The sequence below is a fragment of the Pseudoalteromonas sp. S327 genome (assembly GCF_005886415.1).
Classification (GTDB): Bacteria; Pseudomonadota; Gammaproteobacteria; order Enterobacterales; family Alteromonadaceae; genus Pseudoalteromonas; species Pseudoalteromonas atlantica.
In genome coordinates this window covers 1-393 of the sequence record NZ_PNDP01000077.1, presented here as the reverse complement: position 1 = coordinate 393, position 393 = coordinate 1, and the positions used below count along the sequence as shown (strand labels likewise).

At 41.2% G+C, this 393-nt stretch carries 2 tRNA genes; both read right to left on the bottom strand.

Going from position 1 to position 393, the window contains the following annotated elements:
- Positions 1-86: 86 nt before the first annotated feature.
- Positions 87-162: transfer RNA gene (locus CWB60_RS19415), tRNA-Val, on the bottom strand.
- A gap of 149 nt (positions 163-311) precedes the next feature.
- Positions 312-387: transfer RNA gene (locus CWB60_RS19410), tRNA-Val, on the bottom strand.
- Between the last annotated feature and the right edge of the window lie 6 nt (positions 388-393).

The following is a 393-nucleotide window of genomic DNA, read 5'->3' as shown; positions in this document are numbered from 1 at the left end:
AACAGGCGGCGATGCTCTCTTTTTCTTATAACTGAGTTAATTACCCAAATAGGATTTTATAATAATTATTAAGAAGTGTTTATATGTGGTGGGTGATACTGGACTTGAACCAGTGACCCTCGCCTTGTAAGGGCGATGCTCTCCCAACTGAGCTAATCACCCACATATAAATTAAAACGCTACTATTAAAATAAATAGTACTGGACTTTAACCAGTGAACCTCGCCGTTACTTGGAAGTAGCGGTAATGCTCTCTTTTTCTAGCTGAGTAATGACCCATTTAGATTTGTGTAATATGCACCATTCTAAGAATGGTGGGTCGTACTGGACTTGAACCAGTGACCCTCGCCTTGTAAGGGCGATGCTCTCCCAACTGAGCTAACGACCCATATTA